The sequence below is a fragment of the uncultured Abiotrophia sp. genome, from assembly GCF_963520105.1.
GTDB lineage: Bacteria > Bacillota > Bacilli > Lactobacillales > Aerococcaceae > Abiotrophia.
Genome location: NZ_CAUQPN010000001.1, coordinates 415,428 through 429,989 on the forward strand (window position 1 = coordinate 415,428; position 14,562 = coordinate 429,989).

Sequence of the window (14,562 nt, forward strand, 5' to 3'; positions counted from 1 at the left end):
AGAAAAGCACACTATAGTTGCACTCAATTAGTTTATTAGAAAGAGCACTTCGCTAATTTCGGTTGATTACAACAAGCCTGTAACATATTTGTTACCCGACGCCCCTTGTAACTTGCGGATACTTTGATACAATAGGAATGAAGTAACTATCGAAAGGAAGGTGTCATATGCAACTCTGGATTTTAGTTTGTATTTTATTAGTTGTAGCCATCGTCTTATTTGCCTTATCCATTTATGTCAAAGATGACAACGTTCAAGACCAATTGGACGAATTTACGGCTCAACAATCACAAGAATTCTATGCCATGAAAACTCGTTTAGCTGAGCTTGAAAAGGCAGCCCGTGAACAAGAAGCTGTGGCGGTTGAAGCACCTGCTCAAGTAGGCAATCACTACGTGGAAGCTGAAGCAGAACCAGCCTTGGAATTAGGACTGGATGATGTTTCAGATTTGACCCGTGAAGAAGTGATTCGTCTCTACTCGCAAGGCTACACCATGCATGAGATTTCTCACCATGTGGCTTTATCACAAGAAATTATCCAAACTATCGTTGACGATTATATTGAAAATCGCTAACAAAGGACAAGGAGGACTAGTATGAAATTATCGCGTAACACATTACGCTCGCTAGCTGTTGGTTTCTTAGCATCAGCAGTGGTAACAGCAGCTTTTGCCTTGTCACAAGGACAATTACCTGTCCAAGGTGTCAATGGGACCAACCTTTTAAACGGAGGGTCGACGACTGCTAATGCGGATCAACAAGCTCAATTGGATGCTTTATCAAGCGAAAAATCGGCCTTAGAATCAACTCAAAATGTCTTGAATGCTTCGTTAACTTCTTTAAAAGAACAAGCATCACGTCAAAGTAGTGAATTAGAAGCTTTGAAGAGTCATTCGGCTTCAAGTGCTAGCAATGAGTCATCTTCTTCTAGCAGTGAAAGCTCAAGTTCAAGTGAAAGTGACCAAGCTAGCAACCAAGCAGAGACAGGTCAAGAGCAGAACAATGGCACAAGTACTGAAGGAACATCAGCACCTAGAAACGGTCAATGGACCACTGAAGGTGGTAACTTCACTGTTAACCCTGGGGACACATCCGAAGATGTTGCTCAAAACTTGTATGATGCTGGGATTATCAGCTCACCAGATGTCTTCTTGGAAGTGGTAGAACAATGGGATCTATCAACCCTTCTAATTGCAGGTACTTACGAGTTGAACTCAGGTATGAATGTTAATACAATCGCAGAAATTTTAACCAATGGGGCCTACTACTGGCAACCATAAGAATGATGAGGTGGAGATGAATTCTCCACCTCTTTTTTTATGGAATTTAGGGAAAATAGCCAGAAAGGTCTAAAAAAGTGGCAAAATCATGAGAATAATCAGCTTCTAGACTAGAATTTTTTCTCATAATTGTGTAAAATAGGGAAGAGAGTATCTAAATTGCATTAGGAGGCGATTAAATGGAAGATACAAAGAAACACCGCGTATTAATTATTGAGGATGAGAAAAACCTAGCGCGCTTCGTTGACTTAGAACTTCAACACGAAGGTTATGAGACAGCTATCTGTCATGATGGGCGTAAGGGCTTGGAGACTGCCCTCAATCAGGAGTGGGATGTCATCCTATTAGATTTAATGTTACCTGAATTGAATGGTCTGGAAGTCTGCCGTCGCATTCGTCCCATTAAGGACACCCCTATTATTATCATGACGGCACGGGATTCGGTTATTGACCGCGTATCTGGTCTAGACCAAGGGGCAGATGACTACATTGTTAAGCCATTTGCCATTGAGGAATTATTGGCACGCTTACGTGCACTTTTCCGTCGCATTGACCATAACAAGGAAGAGAAGAATCAATCCCAGCAGTCTTCTGTTAAATACCGTAATTTGGTCATTGAGAAGAAAGGCCGCATTGTTAAACGTGATGATCAAGTCATTGATTTGACCAAGCGTGAGTACGAACTCTTACTCTACTTGATGGAAAATCTCAATACGGTTATGTCTCGTGAAGTCCTGCTAGACAAGGTCTGGGGTTACAAAACGGAAGTCGAAACCAATGTGGTGGATGTCTATATTCGCTATCTCCGCAACAAAATTGATGTTCCTGGCAAGGATTCTTATATCCAGACCGTTCGCGGGACAGGCTATGTCATGAGAACCTAGTCATGAGATTACCGAGTTTCCAGCTTAAACAGCCACTTTCGCTTAAATGGAAGTGGAGTATCTTATTATTTTTAGTTTTTAATCTTATTGGGGTTGCCAGTTTAATGGGCTACCGTCACTTGAGTCAAGAACAAGCCCTCGCCGCCATCAAGGCTAATGGCCAGGTGCGCTTGGATCAAACGCAATCTGTTCTTAAGGCAGCCAAATTAGATATTGATCGACTGGGGACCAATGCAGAAAATGCAAGAGCAGATGACTTGTCTCTTTTAGCGGCTTTGGAAAATCCTGAAACTAGTTTGCGTCTCTATAATAGTGCTAATCAGTTAGTTTACGAGACACGTCGTCTGGATGTGCCGACTGTGGCAGCATCGCCGCAAGTGGATATCTATCCGTATAAGAAACAACTTTTGGTCATAGGAACGGTTAGTCTGCCAGGAAGGGATGGGGCGAATGGGGGAACCCTACAATATATCTACCGTCCTCTTCAATATCAGGACTGGTTAGCTAAGCAACAGCAGCTAAGTAGTTGGGTCTTGGTCGCCATATTAATATTTTCCCTTGTGTTTGCCTATGGTTTAGCGCGTTATCTTTTACTTCCTTTGGAGTATCTTAATAATACGCTGGACTTGGTGGAAGAAGAGAGTTTGTCGACCATCCGGATTCGCAAACCGCGCAGTAATGACGAGTGGAGTGATTTGAACATTCATATCAATCGCCTCCTGGACAAAATTGATGGCTATGTTCAAAATCAAAAGCAATTTGTGGAAGACGTCTCTCACGAGTTGCGGACGCCTGTCGCCATTGTAGAAGGCCATTTGCAGATGCTTAATCGTTGGGGCAAGGACGATCCTGAGATTTTGGCTGAGTCCATTGACGCCTCTTTGCAAGAGATAACCCGCATGAAGGACCTGGTCCAAATGATGTTAGACTTGTCACGGGCAGATCATGCTGAAGTCGATTATAAGGATGAAATGACCGAAATTTATGCCACTACGCGCCAGGTCTTCAACAACTTCGTTATGCTTTATCCTAACTTCCGTTTTTATCTGGACTCGGAAGGGGAGGACAAGGAGCTTTACGTTAAAATCTACCGCAATCACTTTGAGCAGATTTTGATTATTCTCCTGGATAATGCGGTTAAGTACAGTACCAATCGCCAAGAAATCCATATCGCAGTGAGTGCTTCCTTCACGACCGTCGAAATTGCCATTCAAGATTTCGGTGAGGGCATGAGCCAGGAAGACAAGCAAAAGGTCTTCGGACGCTTCTACCGTGTGGATAAGGCACGTTCTCGCCAGAAAGGTGGGAATGGCTTGGGCCTCAGTATCGCCAAGCAATTGGTGGATAGTTATAAGGGCCGGATCTATGTGGAGAGTGTGCTCCACCATGGTTCTATCTTCTATGTAGAATTCCCAATCTTGCTGGACAAGGCAGAAATTGAGAAGAACAAGAAGAAGGTTTTAACCAAGAGTCTATAACTTAGAGAGGATGGGAGGCTTCCCATCCTTTTCTCATGCTTGAATTTAAGCTGATTAGTCCTAGGGCTAGAGGATGATTTTAGCTTGGACGAGACGAAAATACTTGAAAAAGGGTCCGTATTTTTATATAGTTAGAAGGTGAAAACTTTCGGAAATGAGTGAAGTAATTTTGAAAAAACAACGTAACTGGCAATTGATGGCCCTCTTGGTCGTCGTTGTATTGATTGCATCAGGCTGTGTGTCCTACGATGCTAATGGTCAACCTTATGGGGCGGTCTATGAATACCTGGGTAAACCAGCCGCTGCCTTCCTAGACTTCTTAGCGGGCTTCTTATTCAATAGCTATGGTTTAGCTATTATCATTGTGACCTTGCTAACACGGGTCTTCATGTTGCCATCCTCCCTGAAGATGACGCGTGATACCATGATTAGCCAGGCGCGTATGAAGGTGGCCCAACCAGAAATCAACGAGATTCAAGAAGAAATCAATGCAAGTAAGGACCCAGCAGAGCGTGCTCGCTTGCAACAAGAGTTGATGGGTGTCTACAAGAAATACAACATCAACATGCTAGGTGGTTTATCTGGCTGCTTGCCACTGCTCTTGCAAATGCCAGTCATCTCGGCCGTTTATGCCGCGATTCGGACTTCGACAGCTATTCAAAACTCTACTTTCTTAGGTATCCAGTTAGGGCAACGTTCAACCCTCATTGTGATTCTGGTGGTTGCTGTGTCGATTCTTCAAAGCTGGCTCATGCAAAAACAAATGCCAAGCACACCAGGTAATGAGAAGGCCGGTCAAACAAGTCAAGTTATGTTCTGGATGAACCCAATCCTTTTTGGTTGGATGACTTGGACAACAGATGCTGGTTTAGGTCTCTACTTCTTGGCGGGGGCAGTCTTCATGATTGGGCAACAGCTCTATACTAACCATGTGGTCAAACCAAAGATCCAAGAAATCATTGACCAAGACATGGCCAACGTACAGGTAACGCCACGTCGTCCGCGTAAGGATGTAACGGCCCAAGCAACCAAGGAAGCTAACCGTAACCGTCTTGTGCCAACTAAGGAAAGCGTTGGGGCTGCAGGCTCAAAACGCCGAAATGCTGGTAAACAAACACGACGTTAATTATAAGATGAGAGGCTGAGAAATCTCAGCCTCTTTTACTTTTGCCAGAAGGTAGGGTGGCCTGGAAAAAGTCTTGATCAATATGAGAGCAAGTAGCCAAAAAAGTCCCTAAAAATAGGGCTAGAAACTTTTCTGTTGGGGGCTTTTGTGGTAGAATAAAACTATTGATTTACTGCAAGTAATGGAAGGTATGGAGGTTCGAAATGTCAGCAAGTCGTGGGTTACTCATTGTCTTATCTGGCCCGTCCGGAGTAGGGAAAGGGACAGTGCGGGCAGCAGTCTTTGCCAATAATCAGTTTCAGTATGTATACTCAGTGTCAGCCACTACACGCGCTCAGCGCCCAGGGGAAGTTGATGGCAAGGATTATTATTTTGTAAGTCGCGAAGAGTTCGAGACCATGATCCAAAATGAGGACCTACTAGAATATGCTGAATATGTGGGTAACTATTACGGTACCCCTATTCAAAAAATTGAAGAAAACCTGGCTGCCGGTCACGATGTCTTCTTGGAAATTGAAGTTCAAGGTGCCATGAAGGTTAAGGAGCGTATGCCAGAAGGAATCTTCATCTTCTTAGCACCACCTAACTTGGAAGAGCTAGAATCCCGGATTACAGGTCGGGGCACAGATGCCGCGCATGTCATCCAAGAGCGCATGGCGACAGCCAAGGAAGAAATCGAATTGATGCAGCATTATGACTATGTCGTAGTTAACGACCAAGTCCAACATGCAGTCGACAAGATTAATGCCATTATTCAATCAGAACATCTCAAGGTCGAACGTGTAGTGGATCAAATCCGACACGACATGGAAACTTATTACGAAAAGGAGCGGATTTAGCCATGATGTTATACCCATCAATTGATAAATTATTAGAGAAAGTACCTTCCAAATACAGCTTGATTATTTTAGCTAGCAAACGATCACACGATTTGCAAGTCTACCAGAACCCACAACTAGACAAGTATGAGTCAGTTAAGGCCGTAGGTAAGTCACTCGAAGAAGTCATTGACGGCAAATTATATATCAAAGAAGACTAGTCAAGAAACTACTATGAGGACGTGTGTATGCAGTTCATATCATAGTAGTTTTTTCTACAAATACCCCTGAATTCATTCGGAGAAAGGAGCCTGCCCATGTTTGTCAAGGTGATTGTCGATATTCCGGCTGCCCAGGTCAATCGACCCTTTGATTACCAAGTCCCTGAGGCCTATCAGGACAGTCTACAGCTCGGCATGCGGGTACAAGTTCCTTTCGGCAATCGTCAATTGCTTGGCTTTGTGGTGGGCATTCATCATACTAGTGACTTCAAGGGGACACTCAAGCCCATTACAGCAGTCCTAGACTATGAATCCTTTATTAACGAGGAGCTACTAGACTTGAGTGAGCATCTGGCCCAGACCTTACATGCCTTCCGCATTAATGTCTTGCAAGCTATGTTGCCTGCCATGCTCAAAGTCAAATATCAGAATATCTTTTTAATTCATCAACCCCAAGCTCTCAGTGATTATCAGGTACCAAGTGACTGGCTCAATCAGAGTCAACTTGATAAGGACCAGGTAGAGGCGCGTTTAAGTCGCAAGCAAATCAAGCAACTATTAGACCAGGGCGTACTGGAGTTAGTCTATCAGGTCCAAGACCAGACCACCTCTAAGACCCAGACCATGATTGAGTTGGCTATGCCGGCTGAGGCAATCAAGCAAATTATCCAAGACTTGCCCGCTAGAAGCCAAAAAGTAGCCCAGCTCCTGACCTATCTCTTGGGATCGGGTCAGCCCCAATGGGAACAACAAGCCCTCTTGGCGGCCAGCCAAGTCAGCGCTAGCAGCCTTAAGACAGCTCTTAAACATGGTTATATCAAGTCCCAAAAAGTCAGTGTCTATCGAGACCCCTTGGCGCATCTGGAGGTCGAGCAGAGTCATAGTCGGACCTTGACGGTGGCTCAGGAGGCGGTCTATGAGCGGGTTGCCCAGGCACTAGAAGCACATCAGGACCAGACCTTCTTGCTAGAAGGTGTTACCGGTAGTGGTAAGACCGAGGTCTATCTGCAACTCATGGCCAAGGCCAGCCAAATGGGGCGGGGCGCTATTCTCCTAGTTCCTGAAATTGCCTTAACTCCGCAAATGGTACGTCAGGTTAAGAGTCGTTTTCAAACTGGGGTGGCGGTTCTGCACTCAGGTTTGACTAATTCCCAGAAATACGATGAGTGGCGCCGCATTATCCGCGGTCAAGCTACCATTGTCGTGGGGGCCCGGTCTTCGATTTTTGCGCCTATTCGTGAGCTAGGTCTAGTCATCATTGACGAAGAACATGAGACCACCTACAAGCAATCAGATACGCCACGCTATCATGCCAGAGAAGTGGCCATCTGGCGCTGTCACTATCATCAGGCACCGCTGCTTCTAGGATCTGCGACCCCTTCGCTAGAGTCTCGCTCGCGCGCCCAGGTAGGGCGTTATCAACATCTGCGCCTGCCTGAACGTGTTAACGGACGGCCTTTGCCACCAGTTACCCTGGTGGATATGACCAAGGAAATGGTCCAACAAACCACGGATGAATTATCTTCTGTCCTTAAAGACAAGATTGCCGACCGGCTAGCCAAAGGGCAACAGATTGTACTCTTACTCAATCGGCGAGGCTATGCCTCTTATATGCTCTGTCGGGAATGTGGTCAAGTCATTCAATGCCCGCGTTGCGATATTTCCTTAACCTATCACAAGCATGAGCATCGGCTCAAATGCCATTACTGTGACTACCAAAGCCCAGTACCTGACCGCTGTCCTAACTGCCATAGTGACTATCTCAGAACTTTTGGCTTAGGAACGCAGAAGATTGAGGAATTACTCAATCAGCATTTTCCTGACGCGCGTGTAATCCGCATGGATATGGATACGACACGCAAGAAGGGCCAACACGAAGCCCTCTTGGATAGCTTCCGTCGCCATGAAGCGGATATTCTCCTAGGAACTCAAATGATTGCCAAGGGTCTGGACTTTGAGAACGTGACCCTAGTCGGCGTAATCAATGCCGATACGGCCCTCAATCTGCCAGATTTCCGAGCAGGGGAGAAGACCTTCCAACTCTTGACCCAAGTAGCTGGTCGAACAGGCCGGGGACGTTTCGAAGGTGAGGTCCTGATTCAAACCTATAATCCAGACCACTATGTTATGCAATTGGCCCAGCAACATGATTATGAGTCCTTTTTCTACTATGAGATGAAGCGACGCCATCTAGGCCATTATCCGCCTTATTTCTATACCACTTTAATTACCATTTCTAGCAAATACCAGGCTAAAGCCCAAGCTATGAGCCACCAAGTTAAGCAAGCTCTCTTGGCAAGTGGGGCAGCCATTGAGATTCTTGGTCCTAGCCAGGGCGCTATTGCTCGGATTAATGAACGCTATTATTTCCAACTCTTACTCAAGTACAAGGATGGTCAAGTCATCAAGGAAAGCCTCGGGACAATCTTGGACCAATCTCAGCTTGAAGCCAAGCAGGGGATTTATATCACCATTGACCACGAGCCACTCTTTTTCAATTAGCGAGGTGTATCGAACATGAAAAAAATTATCTTTATGGGAACGCCGCAATTCGCGGCAGAAATTCTCCAAGGCTTACTCGAGCATGCCTCCTACCAGGTCATTGCGGTAGTGACCCAGCCAGACCGTCCGGTCGGACGCAAGCGGGTCTTGACCCAGTCACCCGTTAAGCAATTGGCCTTGGCCCATGATATTCCCCTCTACCAGCCTGAACGCATTAGTCGTTCTGAGGAATTGGAAGAACTGATTAATTTAGATGCTGACATTATCGTGACAGCGGCTTATGGTCAGTTCATTCCCACCCGTCTTATTAATTCAACGCCCCATACGGCTATTAATGTCCATGCTTCGCTACTACCTAAGTATCGCGGCGCTGCGCCTATTCATTATGCAATCTGGAAGGGCGATCATGAGACCGGTATTTCCATTATCTACATGACCAAGGAAATGGATGCAGGGGATATTCTAGCCCAACGTTCCTGTGTCATCGAATCAGATGAGACCGTGGGTGCCCTCTTTGGTAAGCTAGCTATTATCGGGCGGGAACTGCTCCTCGATACTCTCTTCAAACTTTTTGCTAATGAGATTACAGCGGTGGAGCAAGATGTCAGCCAAGTGGTCTTTTCGCCTTCAATTACCAAGGAACAAGAACAGCTTAGCTGGCATGAGTCTGCTCACCAAGTGGACTGTCATGTTCGGGCCTTCAATCCTTTCCCTTCGACTTATACGATCTTAGGAGACTTGCGGATTAAGGTTTGGGCAGGAGCACCAATGGATTACGAGCCAAGCCCAGAAGATCTAGCCGCAGAGCCAGGGACCATTCTGGCCTATAAACGTAAACACCTGATTGTTAAGTGTGGTCATCATTCCTATTATGGCATCCGTGAGTGGCAGGAGTCTGGCAAGAAGCGCCTAAGCCTAGAAGACTATTTCAAGGGCAATGACTTAGCTCAATTAGCGGGCCAAGTTTTTGCTTCAGTACAAGTGGAAGATGAGGTAACTCATGAAAGTTAAGTCACTAGCCGCTAAGCGCCTCAAGCATAATGTTCGCTTTCAGGCTTTACAGCTACTGGTAGAGATTGACTGGCATGACCAGTATTCCAATGTCCTTCTCAATCGGGCGCTGAGCCAGACAGAGCTCAAGCCAGTCGACCAAGGGCTTTTAGTCAACTTAGTCTATGGCAGCATTCAGCATCGTTTGACCCTGGACTTCTACTTGGAACCTTTCATCAAAGGCAAGAAGTTAGAGGCATGGATTCGTACGCTCTTAAGAATGACCGTCTATCAGATGCTTTACCTGGAGCGAATCCCGGACCATGCAGCTATTAACGAAGCGGTTAACATTGCCAAACTCAATGGCCATGCAGGCCTAGCCGGGCTAGTCAACGGCGTCTTGCGCAATTTCCGTCGTCAGGAACTGCGCTCCTTGGATACAGTGACAGACCCTGTTGAAGCCCTCAGCATTCAATACAGTATCGCCCCTTGGATTGTGTCCCTCCTACAAAAACAGTATGACCAGTCAATCTTGGCTGATTTATTGTCTAGCCTCAATCAACGGCCACGTCTAACTGCCAGAATTCAAGCTCATCCCAATGAGCGCGACCAAATCCTGGCCCAGCTCAGGGCAGCCGGCTATCAGGTTGAGGCCGGCAACCTATCACCTTATGCTATTGAAAGCTTAGATGGTCGTATTCTGGAGTCACCTGCCTTTCAAGCGGGGCGCTTGACTATTCAGGATGAATCTTCTATGTTGGTAGCGCCAATCGGCCGGCCAGTAGCAGGACAACGACTCTTGGATGCTTGCAGTGCGCCTGGAGGCAAGGCGACACATATGGCCTTTCTACTGCAAAACGGTCACTTGGATGCCCTAGATATTTCTCAAGCCAAGCTAGACTTGGTGGCGGGACACATGGAACGCCTAGGCTTAAGCCAACAAGAGGGCTTGAACATTTCGCTTCATGCGACAAATGCCTTAGACTTTATGCCCCCAAGCGGGACACTCTATGATATAATCTATTTGGATGCACCATGTTCAGGTCTCGGCCTCATGCGTCGCAAACCTGAAATTAAATACACTAAGCAAGCAAGCGATATTGAAGCACTTAGCAAGCTTCAGAGTCAGCTCTTAGACCATGTTGCCAGTCTGCTCAAACCAGGCGGAACCTTAGTCTATTCAACCTGTACCTTGGCACAAGCTGAAAACCAAGCCCAGGTCAAGGCCTTCTTGGCAAGACAGGCTGACTTCCAACTCAGTCCGATAGGGCCAGAAGAAGTTCAAGGAGCGTCAGTTCTGACTGCAGATAGCATGATTGAAGTTTTGCCACAAGACTACTTGACCGATGGCTTCTTCATTGCACGTATGACTAAGTCAGCCTAGCTTGCACTAAAAATCAACATATGAAGGAAACAGAGGTGACTACATGAAACTTGCACTATGTTCCAATATCGGTAAACGTCGAACAACCAACCAGGATTATGCGGATTATTTTCTTAATGATTTTGGCCAACTCCTGCTCATCCTCTGTGACGGGGTAGGGGGCCATTTGGGTGGCGATGTAGCCAGTCAACGTACCACCCAATATATTGGGCAGTATTTCCAAGATTTGAACCAGGCCTTAGCACCTGACCAGGTGTCAGCGTGGATTGAAGGAACTTTAAAGCTAGTCAACCAACAAATTTATCAAGAAGCCCAAGCTGATAAGAACTTGAACGGCATGGGGACTACCATTGTCTTGGCCTTGATAGTCGATGGCACCATCTATTTAGGCCATGTAGGGGATAGTCGCGCTTATATCTACAAGGAAGGTAAGCTCCAGCAATATACTGAGGATCATTCCTTGGTTAATGAATTGATTCGGGCCGGGGAAATTACCTTGGAAGAATCCTATCTTCATCCCCATCGTAATGCCGTCACCCAATCCATTGGTTTGACGCATCCACTTGAGGTAGCCATTCAGACCGTACCAAGCCAGGAGGCTGAAATGTTGCTCCTATGCTCTGATGGTTTGACTAATATGGTGACGCCTGAGGCCTTGGAAGAGCTCTTCCAGTCATCGCGCCAAGAGGCTAACTTTGCCCAACAATTAATTGCAGCAGCTAACGAAGCCGGAGGCATGGATAACATTTCCGTTATTATTGCTTCAGACTTAAGCACTGAAAACTTAGAGGAGGTATCTGAATGGAAATAGGCGATAAATTATCAGGCAGATACCTGCTGACAGACTTTATCGGTCAGGGTGGGATGGCCAATGTTTTCCTAGCCCAAGACTTAATCTTAGAAAGACAAGTAGCCGTTAAAGTCCTGCGTTTTGACTTCCAAGACAACCAGGATGCCATCCGTCGCTTCCAACGTGAAGCGATGTCGGCTAGCCAATTGCTGCACCGCAACATCGTCGAAATCTATGATGTCGAGGAGAAAGAAGACCAGCAATACATCGTCATGGAGTATGTGGATGGGACAGATCTTAAGACTTATATTCGTCAAAATGCACCCCTATCTTTAGAACTAGTGGTACTCATTATGAGTCAGATCCTGTCGGCTATCGAAGTGGCTCATAAGAACCAAATTATTCACCGGGATATTAAGCCTCAGAATATTTTGATTACCAAGACGGGCGCTATTAAGATTACCGACTTTGGGATTGCCATTGCCCTGTCGGATACTTCTATTACTCAGACTAATACCCTCTTGGGTTCGGTTCATTACCTATCACCTGAGCAAGCGCGTGGTAGCAATGCGACTGTTAAGTCAGATATCTACGCCCTAGGGGTTGTCCTCTATGAATTGATTACTGGCTCTGTGCCATTTGATGGCGAATCGGCTGTTTCGGTGGCCCTCAAGCACTTCCAGGAAGAATTCCCACGTATCCGTGACAAGATGGACTATGTGCCGCAAAGCTTGGAAAACGTAGTCCTCAAGGCTACTGCTAAGGACCCAGCCAACCGTTACGATTCTGTTCACAGCATGTTAGCGGACTTATCGACGGCACTCAATGCGAGTCGTATGAATGAGCCGGTCTTTGTTCCGAATGCTAGTGGTCAGGCGCGAGTTCAAATGAAACCTATTAAGCCAGTCAAAACACCGGTTGCGGCTCCAATTGAAGCGCCAGAACCCATCGATTATGATGCCTATCAACGCATTGACGAGGTGGCGCCTTTGGATAAGCCGCGACGTAAACGGCGGATTGCGGCCTGGTTCTTGGCCATCATCAGTCTCTTAGTCATTTGCGGTGGCGTCTATATCGCCTATACGCGCTTGACCGAGTATACTTCTGTACCAGAAGTAGCCAAGCTCAGCAAGGATGAGGCGGTACAGAAAATTCAAGCAGCCAATCTACAAGTAGGAGCCATTAAGCAGACTTGGAGTGACAGCATTCCTCAGGGTCAGGTGATTAAATCAACACCAGGCTCAGGTGCTCGGATTCGTAAGGCTTCAACGGTCGATTTAGAAATCAGTAACGGGAAAGAACAGGTTGAAATTGGCAACTATGTCGGTCAAGACTATGAATCGGTTCGCTCCCAACTGACTGCAGCCAACTTTATTGTAGAGCGCCGCGACTTCGCTTCTACGCCTGAAAATAATGGTAAGATTTTAGCCCAAAGCGTGGAGCCAGGTTCCAAGGTGGTGCCAAGCAATACCTCCCTAGTCTTCACAGTAGGGAAGGTGGCAGACTCCACGACCATGCAGGATTTCAACAACTTACCACTGGAAATGGTACAAAACTTCGCGGAAGCTAACGGACTGACTGTTGATATCAGCGAAGACTACGATAATGACATTCCTAAAGGGCGTGTCATCAGCCAAAGTCCTAAATATGGCGTGGCCTTAAGCCAAGGTGATACCATCAAGGTTACCGTTTCCAAAGGTCGCAAGGAAGAGAAGGTGCTGACGGCAGTTCAACGGGTCAATATTGAGTACGTGCCAAAATATGCAAGCACAGACGTCAACCAACGTAACCCATTGCCGAATAAGATTCAGGTCTTCATTGGCGATAGTCGCAACAATATTAATACGCTGGCCCAAGAATTTGAGATCTCTGAATCACGTAGCATCGAGATTCTGCTCTATATTATGGAAGGCGGCGTCGGTCAATACCGCGTCATGCGGGATGGCGAAGTCATTGCTGAAAGTAATGAAGTCTATCCAAATGATAATTAACCCTAAGAGGCTAGAAATTTCTAGCCTCTTTTTGATGGGAAAATATGAGTCCTGATTAGTCTAGGCTGTCCTGTCAGCCAGAACTGACAAGGCGCTTAAAATATGGTACCATTAAGTAAGTATCAAGCAGAGGGTGACAGTATGGCAGAAGACAAAGTAATCATCAAAGAAGGTATTATTTCCCAATCTCTTAGTGGCTTTTATTCAGTGCGGTCTGAGGGCCAAACCTATGTGACCAAGCCTAGGGGGAATTTTCGCCATCAACAGCTCAAGCCTTTGGTGGGAGACCATGTCACCTTTGAATGGGAGGAGGGCTTAGACCCCAAGGCCGACCAAGCCTTAGGTCGCTTGATTGAGGTCCTGCCTCGTCGTAATCAATTCGTTAGACCAAGTGTGGTCAATGTCGATGATGCGCTCGTGGTCATGTCCTTGGTGGAGCCGGACTTCTCCTATTCCCTAGTCGACCAATTTTTGGCTTCTGTGACCTCGCATGGCATTGAACCTCATTTGGTTCTGACCAAATACGACCTCCTGCTAGCACAAGAAGGGGAGGAACAAGCCCAAGATCGTGTCGCCCAGATCCAAGCCCTTTATGAGGCGGCTGGTTATACAGTAACCGTCATGGATCCTGCATCGGATGCGCTGGCTAATCTTAGTCAACTTTTGCACCAAGGTCTCTATGTGGTGATGGGCCAGTCTGGGGTTGGCAAGTCGACCTTGCTTAACCAACTCCTACCTCAAGCTGACATTGAAACCGGTGAAATTAGTCACTATCTGGGGCGTGGGCGCCATACCACACGGGAAGTGACCCTCTATCCCTTGAATCAGGCTTTGATTGCTGATACGCCTGGTTTTTCTGCCCTAGATTTCGAACAGATTGAGAAGGAGCAAGTGACCCAACTCTTCCCGGAAATTCAAGAACTCAGCCAAGAATGCCGGTTCCGTTCCTGTCTCCATTTAGAAGAACCGGGTTGTGCGGTCAAGCAAGCATTAGAAGCGGGGAGCTTGGCTGCTAGTCGCTATCAATCCTATTGTCAATTAGTCCAAAAAATTGATCAGCGTAAACCCCAATACCATCTCAAAAAACGTCGTTAAGGA

The 14,562-nt window shown here is 46.5% G+C and carries 13 protein-coding genes; all 13 read left to right on the forward strand.

The features are described 5' to 3' along the window. Positions 1-167: 167 nt before the first annotated feature. A complete protein-coding gene (locus tag RWO08_RS01915; protein WP_070755458.1) occupies positions 168-575 on the forward strand; it encodes a hypothetical protein in 408 nt (135 codons plus the stop codon). Positions 576-596: 21 nt separating this feature from the next. After that, positions 597-1,280 carry an endolytic transglycosylase MltG gene (locus RWO08_RS01920; protein WP_314211098.1) on the forward strand — a complete coding sequence of 228 codons (684 nt, stop codon included), beginning with the start codon at positions 597-599 and terminating at the stop codon, positions 1,278-1,280. Between the two features lie 179 nt (positions 1,281-1,459). After that, entirely contained in the window at positions 1,460-2,164 is a 705-nt protein-coding gene (locus RWO08_RS01925; protein ID WP_023390788.1) for a response regulator transcription factor, read from the forward strand. A gap of 2 nt (positions 2,165-2,166) precedes the next feature. Further along, positions 2,167-3,642, forward strand: a complete 1,476-nt coding sequence (locus RWO08_RS01930; RefSeq protein ID WP_306487117.1) for a cell wall metabolism sensor histidine kinase WalK — start codon at positions 2,167-2,169, stop codon at positions 3,640-3,642. Positions 3,643-3,796: 154 nt separating this feature from the next. Then, positions 3,797-4,768 carry a membrane protein insertase YidC gene (yidC, locus tag RWO08_RS01935; protein WP_070755461.1) on the forward strand — a complete coding sequence of 324 codons (972 nt, stop codon included), beginning with the start codon at positions 3,797-3,799 and terminating at the stop codon, positions 4,766-4,768. Positions 4,769-4,971: 203 nt separating this feature from the next. Then, positions 4,972-5,607 (forward strand): guanylate kinase, encoded by a 636-nt coding sequence (gmk, locus tag RWO08_RS01940; protein WP_023390785.1) that lies wholly within the window; start codon positions 4,972-4,974, stop codon positions 5,605-5,607. Positions 5,608-5,609: 2 nt separating this feature from the next. Continuing rightward, positions 5,610-5,807, forward strand: coding sequence for a DNA-directed RNA polymerase subunit omega (rpoZ, locus tag RWO08_RS01945; RefSeq protein WP_023390784.1), 198 nt, complete (start codon positions 5,610-5,612; stop codon positions 5,805-5,807). Between the two features lie 96 nt (positions 5,808-5,903). Then, complete coding sequence (priA, locus tag RWO08_RS01950) at positions 5,904-8,309, forward strand: primosomal protein N' (protein ID WP_306487116.1); 2,406 nt, start codon at positions 5,904-5,906, stop codon at positions 8,307-8,309. A 15-nt stretch (positions 8,310-8,324) separates the two neighbouring features. Beyond that, a complete protein-coding gene (gene fmt, locus RWO08_RS01955; protein ID WP_306487115.1) occupies positions 8,325-9,320 on the forward strand; it encodes a methionyl-tRNA formyltransferase in 996 nt (331 codons plus the stop codon). Beyond that, positions 9,310-10,683, forward strand: a complete 1,374-nt coding sequence (rsmB, locus tag RWO08_RS01960) for a 16S rRNA (cytosine(967)-C(5))-methyltransferase RsmB (protein ID WP_314211099.1) — start codon at positions 9,310-9,312, stop codon at positions 10,681-10,683. The genes fmt and rsmB overlap by 11 nt, the downstream gene beginning before the upstream one ends. A 43-nt stretch (positions 10,684-10,726) precedes the next feature. Continuing rightward, entirely contained in the window at positions 10,727-11,494 is a 768-nt protein-coding gene (locus RWO08_RS01965) for a Stp1/IreP family PP2C-type Ser/Thr phosphatase (protein ID WP_291427288.1), read from the forward strand. After that, complete coding sequence (gene pknB / locus RWO08_RS01970) at positions 11,485-13,464, forward strand: Stk1 family PASTA domain-containing Ser/Thr kinase (RefSeq protein ID WP_314211100.1); 1,980 nt, start codon at positions 11,485-11,487, stop codon at positions 13,462-13,464. Before RWO08_RS01965 ends, pknB begins: the two co-directional genes overlap by 10 nt. Before the next feature lie 102 nt (positions 13,465-13,566). Beyond that, complete coding sequence (gene rsgA, locus RWO08_RS01975; protein ID WP_314211101.1) at positions 13,567-14,559, forward strand: ribosome small subunit-dependent GTPase A; 993 nt, start codon at positions 13,567-13,569, stop codon at positions 14,557-14,559. Positions 14,560-14,562 lie beyond the last annotated feature (3 nt).

Bases quoted from the DNA above. Each gene is read 5' to 3' on its own strand.
- RWO08_RS01915 (WP_070755458.1), top strand. From the start codon at position 168: ATGCAACTCTGGATTTTAGTTTGTATTTTATTAGTTGTAGCCATCGTC.
- RWO08_RS01920 (WP_314211098.1), top strand. From the start codon at position 597: ATGAAATTATCGCGTAACACATTACGCTCGCTAGCTGTTGGTTTCTTA.
- RWO08_RS01925 (WP_023390788.1), top strand. From the start codon at position 1,460: ATGGAAGATACAAAGAAACACCGCGTATTAATTATTGAGGATGAGAAA.
- RWO08_RS01930 (WP_306487117.1), top strand. From the start codon at position 2,167: ATGAGATTACCGAGTTTCCAGCTTAAACAGCCACTTTCGCTTAAATGG.
- yidC (WP_070755461.1), top strand. From the start codon at position 3,797: ATGAGTGAAGTAATTTTGAAAAAACAACGTAACTGGCAATTGATGGCC.
- gmk (WP_023390785.1), top strand. From the start codon at position 4,972: ATGTCAGCAAGTCGTGGGTTACTCATTGTCTTATCTGGCCCGTCCGGA.
- rpoZ (WP_023390784.1), top strand. From the start codon at position 5,610: ATGATGTTATACCCATCAATTGATAAATTATTAGAGAAAGTACCTTCC.
- priA (WP_306487116.1), top strand. From the start codon at position 5,904: ATGTTTGTCAAGGTGATTGTCGATATTCCGGCTGCCCAGGTCAATCGA.
- fmt (WP_306487115.1), top strand. From the start codon at position 8,325: ATGAAAAAAATTATCTTTATGGGAACGCCGCAATTCGCGGCAGAAATT.
- rsmB (WP_314211099.1), top strand. From the start codon at position 9,310: ATGAAAGTTAAGTCACTAGCCGCTAAGCGCCTCAAGCATAATGTTCGC.
- RWO08_RS01965 (WP_291427288.1), top strand. From the start codon at position 10,727: ATGAAACTTGCACTATGTTCCAATATCGGTAAACGTCGAACAACCAAC.
- pknB (WP_314211100.1), top strand. From the start codon at position 11,485: ATGGAAATAGGCGATAAATTATCAGGCAGATACCTGCTGACAGACTTT.
- rsgA (WP_314211101.1), top strand. From the start codon at position 13,567: ATGGTACCATTAAGTAAGTATCAAGCAGAGGGTGACAGTATGGCAGAA.